The organism is Microcystis sp. M53603_WE2 (genome assembly GCF_030065435.1).
On the sequence record NZ_JASJFF010000447.1, the window covers coordinates 1 to 5,846 of the forward strand.

A 5,846-nucleotide genomic window follows, 5' to 3' on the forward strand; every position below is an offset into this window, starting at 1 on the left:
AGGTATATGAAGATGTGCGGAATGTCGGATTTAATTCCACCCACCCACTTAACTAGGGTCTGCTGAAAAAGTTTTTCCTAGGGGCAGGGTGTAGGGTGTAGGGTGTGGGGTTTTAGCGATTTTGAAGGTGTCAATTACCTAATTTTCAGGGAAAAAGTACCTGAATTTTCCCCCCGATCCCCGCAATGGCTGGCACTTTTTGAGGGAAAAAAAGTCTAAAAGTCTTATCCAACAAGGTTTTTAGATTTATTCAGCAAGCCTTAAATAAATCGACCCTCAATTATCAGTTATCAGTGAGCAGTTATCAGTTATCAGTTATCGGATTTGAGTTTTAAGTGAAATGACATCTTTTCACTTGTCACTGATCACTGTTTACTGATCACTGTTGACTGAAAAAGCTTCCCAGATTAAAACAAAGTCCAGGTTAAATCAGCATCAGTCAAGTCCACATCTTCTAAAATTGCCCCGCGCAAATCGGCATAACTGAGATCCGCACCCCGGAAACTGGCCCCGGTGAGATCGGTAATAAATCCGTCTCTTTCGGGACTAGCACGAAAATTAACCCGGCAAAGTCGGCAATCAGCGAAATTAGCTCGATATAACAGGGAGCCGCTCAGATTGGCATAGTTGAGATCGGCTCCGCAAAAGTTAGTTTTGCCTAAGTCCGTGCGTTGGTCGGAAGTGGAGCGAAAATCCGTATCGATTAATACGGCCTGCTGGAGATTAGCACTGTTGAGATTAACACCGTTTAAGACGGCTTTGGTTAAATAAGTGGCTTCTAAATTGGCTTCGATGAGATTAGCCCCGCTTAAGTCCGCATCTCGTAAACAAGCTCGATAAAAGTCCACTTGACTTAAATCTGCTCCCCAGAGAATCGCCTCACTTAAATCCGCTTCTCTCAGCAGCGATCGCGAAAGGCCTATCTTTCCTAACCGCGCCTGTCGCAGATCGGCACGGCAAAAATTGACTCCTGGGAGGGCAATATTAGTTAAGTCGCTTTCCCGCAAATTAATCCCCCGAAAATCTCTTTCTCCCTCCCGATAGCGTTGACAAAGTTCTTCTAGGAGCATGGAAATTTTGCACATAGCATAATTGAGGCAAAATGTCAAGGGTTTGGTAATTTTTATTTAGGGAGATGGAAAGTTGGCAGACTCTCGAATTCTCGGGCCCGTTGACGCATTTGCTGACTAATGCGATCGCAAACCACCTTACAGAGATCATAGATCACGGGGTCGGTAATTTGATAGTAAACGCTGACTCCTTGGGGTTGCCGCGAGATAATTCCCGCTTGGGTTAAAGCTTTCAGGTGTTTGGAGAGATTGGCCTGACCTAGTCCGGTAGCTTCGGCGATTTCTTTACCATTCATCGCGCCTAATTGCAAGCAACTGAGAATCTGTAGGCGACTGACTTCCGACAGGACTTTGAAATAGTCCGCCACCGAAGCGAGGACGACGCTAGAGGTTTGGGGGGAGAAACTGTCCAACATAGGTAGGTAATAAAGTGACCAGTTAAAAAGGCTGACAATAGGTGATCGTTTAAAACTTTATAACTATTGACTACTATAGTTTAACTGGAGAGGTAACTAGAGTCTAGTCTGCAAGCTCGATCGAGATTGGGTCATTCAGGAATCTATTGCTGCAAGAGTGCCTCCTAGCTCCACCAAAAGACTTTTTCAGCAAACCCTAACTATAACCGAGCATGGTAGTGATTAACTTCCGGACTGTAGTGCTAGGATGGTTCTCCAAATTGCTTGGTAAAGCCCATTCTGAGTCAAGATAGGACATCTTCAGTAAATCTCTCACTTGTTTTGATTTAGCTTGTCCTGTACTTTGAGCAACCCCAAAAGCCTGATAAAGTTCTTTGGCCGAAATGTGGGGATTTTGAGTAGGATCGAAGAGAAAATTGACCATTCCTAGGGCGTGAGTAATGCCAGCAGCCCAGGAATTAGCCTTACCTTTTTCTAGGGGAGAGGGACGCTTACGAGCTAAAGTTGCAGTTAATTGGCGAATAAGTTGGGCATATTCTTCATTAAGATATTGAGCGGCAAATTTATCGGTAATATCGATAATTTCTTGATATTTGGCCTGCATTGCCTTGGGAACATTTTCCGATTTAGAAACAGCTGGAAGCGTTTTTTTCAATATTGCTGCCGCTTGCTGTTTGGCGCGTTGTTCAGCATTATATTTTTCTTGAAAAGCTGTTAAACCCTCCTGACTGGTGATATCAAAACCCTGCTGATGCGCTTGTAACAAGAGATTTTTCATAAAACCGCCACTGTTGGGATCGTTCATCAGTTGACCAAAGCGATCGCCTAATTGCTCTAAATATTTAATAATAGCTTTAGCCTGAGTTAATTTATATTCTCGTCCCAAAAATTGCCAAAAACTAATTAATTCAGGGATAGCATCTTCCGTTTCCGTCGGATCGAGGATAGTAATTTTGCGTGGTAAAATCTTCTCCATTAAGATTTGCACATCAGCCTTAGTCATGGTAGCAAGGGTATAACCTTGATAGAGATAGCCCAACTCAATCAAGGTAGCAATCCAACCACCACCTTCTTCTTTTTCTTGATAATAGGCCTCTCCCTCGGGCGAATTGATATATTCTTCGATCGCTCCAGTAATATAATCTTCTAATAAGGGTTCGGCTTCATCGTAGTCTAAATTATCTAATTGTCGGATATTAAAAGTCATAACTCTAGTTTTCCTCCGAGGCTTTCCTTTAATTTTAGGGGATTAGCTGACCTACAGCCAAACTGACGCTAAAATAGTCTTTGCTGTCTGGGGTTGTTGCTTGCTCCTGACGGTGGTTGTAACCGGTAACTGAACATGACTTCGATTCGTCAACTGCATCAACAACTCGTTAATAAAGAAAAAACAGCCGTCGAAATCGCCACAGAATTTCTCGCTCGTATTCAAGCGATCGAACCACAAGTAAAAAGCTTTCTCCATTTAACCCCGGATTTAGCCCTCGCACAAGCCCAAAAAGTGGACGAGAAAATCGCCAGGGGTGAGTCTCTGCATCTGTTGGCCGGTATTCCCATCGCATTAAAAGATAATCTCTGCACCAAGGGTATCCCCACCACCTGCGCTTCCCGGATTTTAGAGAATTTTGTCCCCCCCTACGAGTCCACCGTTACCCAAAAATTACGGGATTTAGGAGCAGTTATCGTCGGTAAAACCAATTTAGACGAGTTTGCTATGGGTAGTTCCACCGAAAACTCCGGTTATCACGTTACTGCTAATCCCTGGGACTTATCCCGGGTGCCTGGTGGCTCTTCGGGGGGGTCGGCTGCGGCTGTGGCCGCTCAAGAATGCGTGGTCGCCCTAGGATCGGATACGGGGGGATCAATTCGTCAACCGGCTTCGTTTTGTGGCGTTGTTGGGCTAAAACCGACCTATGGCTTAGTTTCTCGCTTTGGTTTGGTGGCTTACGCTTCTTCTCTCGATCAGATCGGTCCCTTTGGTCGTACCGTAGAAGATGCGGCGATTTTATTACAAGCGATCGCAGGTTACGATCCCCAAGATTCTACCAGTCTCAATCTGCCGATTCCCGACTATAGCCAATTCCTGAAAACCAGTTTAAAAGGGCTAAAAATTGGCGTAATTAAGGAAACTTTCGGGGAAGGTTTGGATCAGGTGGTTGCTGAGGCAGTTAATCAAGCTTTAGCGCAGTTAAAGGCCCTCGGTGCCACAATTAAAGAGATTTCCTGTCCCCGTTTCCGTTACGGATTGCCCACCTACTACATTATCGCCCCCTCGGAAGCATCGGCGAATTTAGCCCGTTACGATGGGGTTAAATACGGTATTCGGGAAGATGCCGATAGTTTGATTGATATGTACACTAAGACTCGCGCTCAGGGTTTTGGTGCGGAAGTTAAGCGCCGGATTATGTTGGGAACCTATACCCTCTCGGCGGGTTATTATGATGCTTATTACCTGAAAGCACAAAAGGTGAGGACTTTGATCAAAGAGGATTTCGATCGAGCTTTTCAATCGGTAGATGTGTTAGTTTCTCCCACTTCACCGACCACAGCTTTTAAAGCTGGGGAAAAAACGGCGGACCCTCTGAGTATGTATTTATCGGATTTAATGACTATTCCCGTCAATTTAGCCGGTTTACCCGGGTTAAGTCTTCCCTGCGGTTTTGATGGGCAAGGTTTGCCGATTGGTTTACAATTAGTGGGTAATGTGCTGCGCGAAGATCAATTATTTCACGTCGCCCACGCCTACGAACAGGCCACCGATTGGCACAAACGTCAACCATCTTTTACAAATTGATACAATTGCCGGTGGCTATCTTTTGCCGGTAGCCAAATAGTAGGGTGGGTTAGGCGATGACAAATGAGACAGTTAAGCAACTAATAAGGTATTCGCCATAACCCACCAATCTGTTGATTTTGATCCTAATGCTGAATTGCTAGAATTTGGTATTGTATGTATCGGTGATTTCTCCGAAAGTTGATGTGTCTCTATGAATATATCTCTAGATTTATTAAAGAGTGAGTTTCGAGAATTTTGCTCAGGATATTATATTAATCAAATAGATAGTTGGTTTACGGATGCGGGATTTGATAAATACGAGCCTCGTGCATCTACGCGCCGAGATCAATTGAATGGATACTACTCAAAGATTGATTGGGAAAATCAAAACGATATTCAGAAATTTCTGAAAGTAATTGAATCAATACTTTTATACAAAAGTTATAATATTAAGGAAGAGCATAAGCAAACTTTAAGAGGAATTTGTGAAAAAAGTGGTTTTCAAGTTGATAGTAATGGCTACACAATTCATTTAACCAAAAAACTAGGACATCAAAATATCAAAAATATTATTTTTGCCTCTAATTCTTTTAAACCAGAAATTATTTTTTCAGATTCACTTAGCAATGATATTGAAATTACGAAGTATAAAGAATCCTGTTTGATCTATGATAAGCCGATTCAAAGTCATGGATTATTAGGGATAGAGTTAATTGATTGGTGGAAAGAGTATAAAAAAATTATTAGCTGGTCAAATTCAGAAGCGGCAGCTCCTCTTTACAAACGACTTAAAGAATCCTTGCAAAATAATCCAGTAGAATCTAGATTTTTTGACACTTACTATAAAAACGAGCAATTATGTCGTCGTTGGGGTGAAAATTCGCCCGCTCTACTGCCACAAGTTTATTTACATTATGATCCCTATACTATCAAAGAACTCAAAAGATATAACAATGGGAGAAGATTGATAAGACAACGTATGGATTTTTTATTATTATTGCCAAAATCAAAAAGAATTGTTATTGAGATTGATGGTAAACAACATTATGCTGAGGGAGAATATGCGAAGCCTCAGCTTTATGCAGAAATGGTAGCTGAAGATAGAAAGTTAAAATTGCTAGGTTATGAAGTTTATCGATTTGGAGCTTCTGAAATTATGCAAGAAACCTATGAGTCTATAGTGGTAAATTTTTTCCAAAAACTTTTTGATTTTTATGATATAAACCTTGATTTTTGAAGACTAAGAATAGGGTGCATTTCATGGTTCTTATAATTATAGCGTACAGTAGGATTACGGAAGGGTCATGCTTGGTGCTGAGTTTAATTGCCTTCCATATATTGAAGTCAAACTTTGTTGATTAGGGTTGACAATTAATCATAGCACCAACCGCAAGAGCGATCGAGCAAGGAAAACAATTAATTCCACGGATTAGAGAAGAATTCCTGAGAGGGGGACAAGCGAGCTAGAAGGTAGATAGGGCAAGCGATATCGCTCTTTGTCCTTTGATGTAATCCTTCAACCGATAGCGGCTAATTTGCATTAACTCTTCTATATTTTTTTGGAACATTTGATGTAGCTGGAGC

Annotated in this window: 5 protein-coding genes; 2 read left to right on the forward strand and 3 right to left on the reverse strand. The window is 42.0% G+C overall.

The annotated features are described in order from the left end of the window. Positions 1–407 precede the first annotated feature (407 nt). The 3 genes from hetL to PX481_RS09420 all read right to left on the reverse strand — a co-directional run bounded on the left by hetL (position 408) and on the right by PX481_RS09420 (position 2,693). A complete protein-coding gene (gene hetL / locus PX481_RS09410; protein ID WP_043998998.1) occupies positions 408–1,070 on the reverse strand; it encodes a heterocyst differentiation pentapeptide repeat protein HetL in 663 nt (220 codons plus the stop codon). A gap of 53 nt (positions 1,071–1,123) precedes the next feature. After that, a complete protein-coding gene (locus PX481_RS09415; protein ID WP_002758508.1) occupies positions 1,124–1,486 on the reverse strand; it encodes an ArsR/SmtB family transcription factor in 363 nt (120 codons plus the stop codon). Positions 1,487–1,682: 196 nt separating this feature from the next. Next, a complete protein-coding gene (locus tag PX481_RS09420; protein WP_002758507.1) occupies positions 1,683–2,693 on the reverse strand; it encodes a DUF6398 domain-containing protein in 1,011 nt (336 codons plus the stop codon). Positions 2,694–2,828: 135 nt separating this feature from the next. Between PX481_RS09420 and gatA the strand changes: the two genes are divergently transcribed. Together gatA and PX481_RS09430 are read left to right on the forward strand one after the other, a co-directional pair. Further along, positions 2,829–4,280: an Asp-tRNA(Asn)/Glu-tRNA(Gln) amidotransferase subunit GatA gene (gene gatA, locus PX481_RS09425; RefSeq protein ID WP_002758506.1), complete on the forward strand. Its 1,452-nt coding sequence runs from the start codon at positions 2,829–2,831 to the stop codon at positions 4,278–4,280. Positions 4,281–4,473: 193 nt separating this feature from the next. Beyond that, positions 4,474–5,499, forward strand: coding sequence for a DUF559 domain-containing protein (locus PX481_RS09430; protein WP_288027976.1), 1,026 nt, complete (start codon positions 4,474–4,476; stop codon positions 5,497–5,499). Positions 5,500–5,846: the final 347 nt, after the last annotated feature.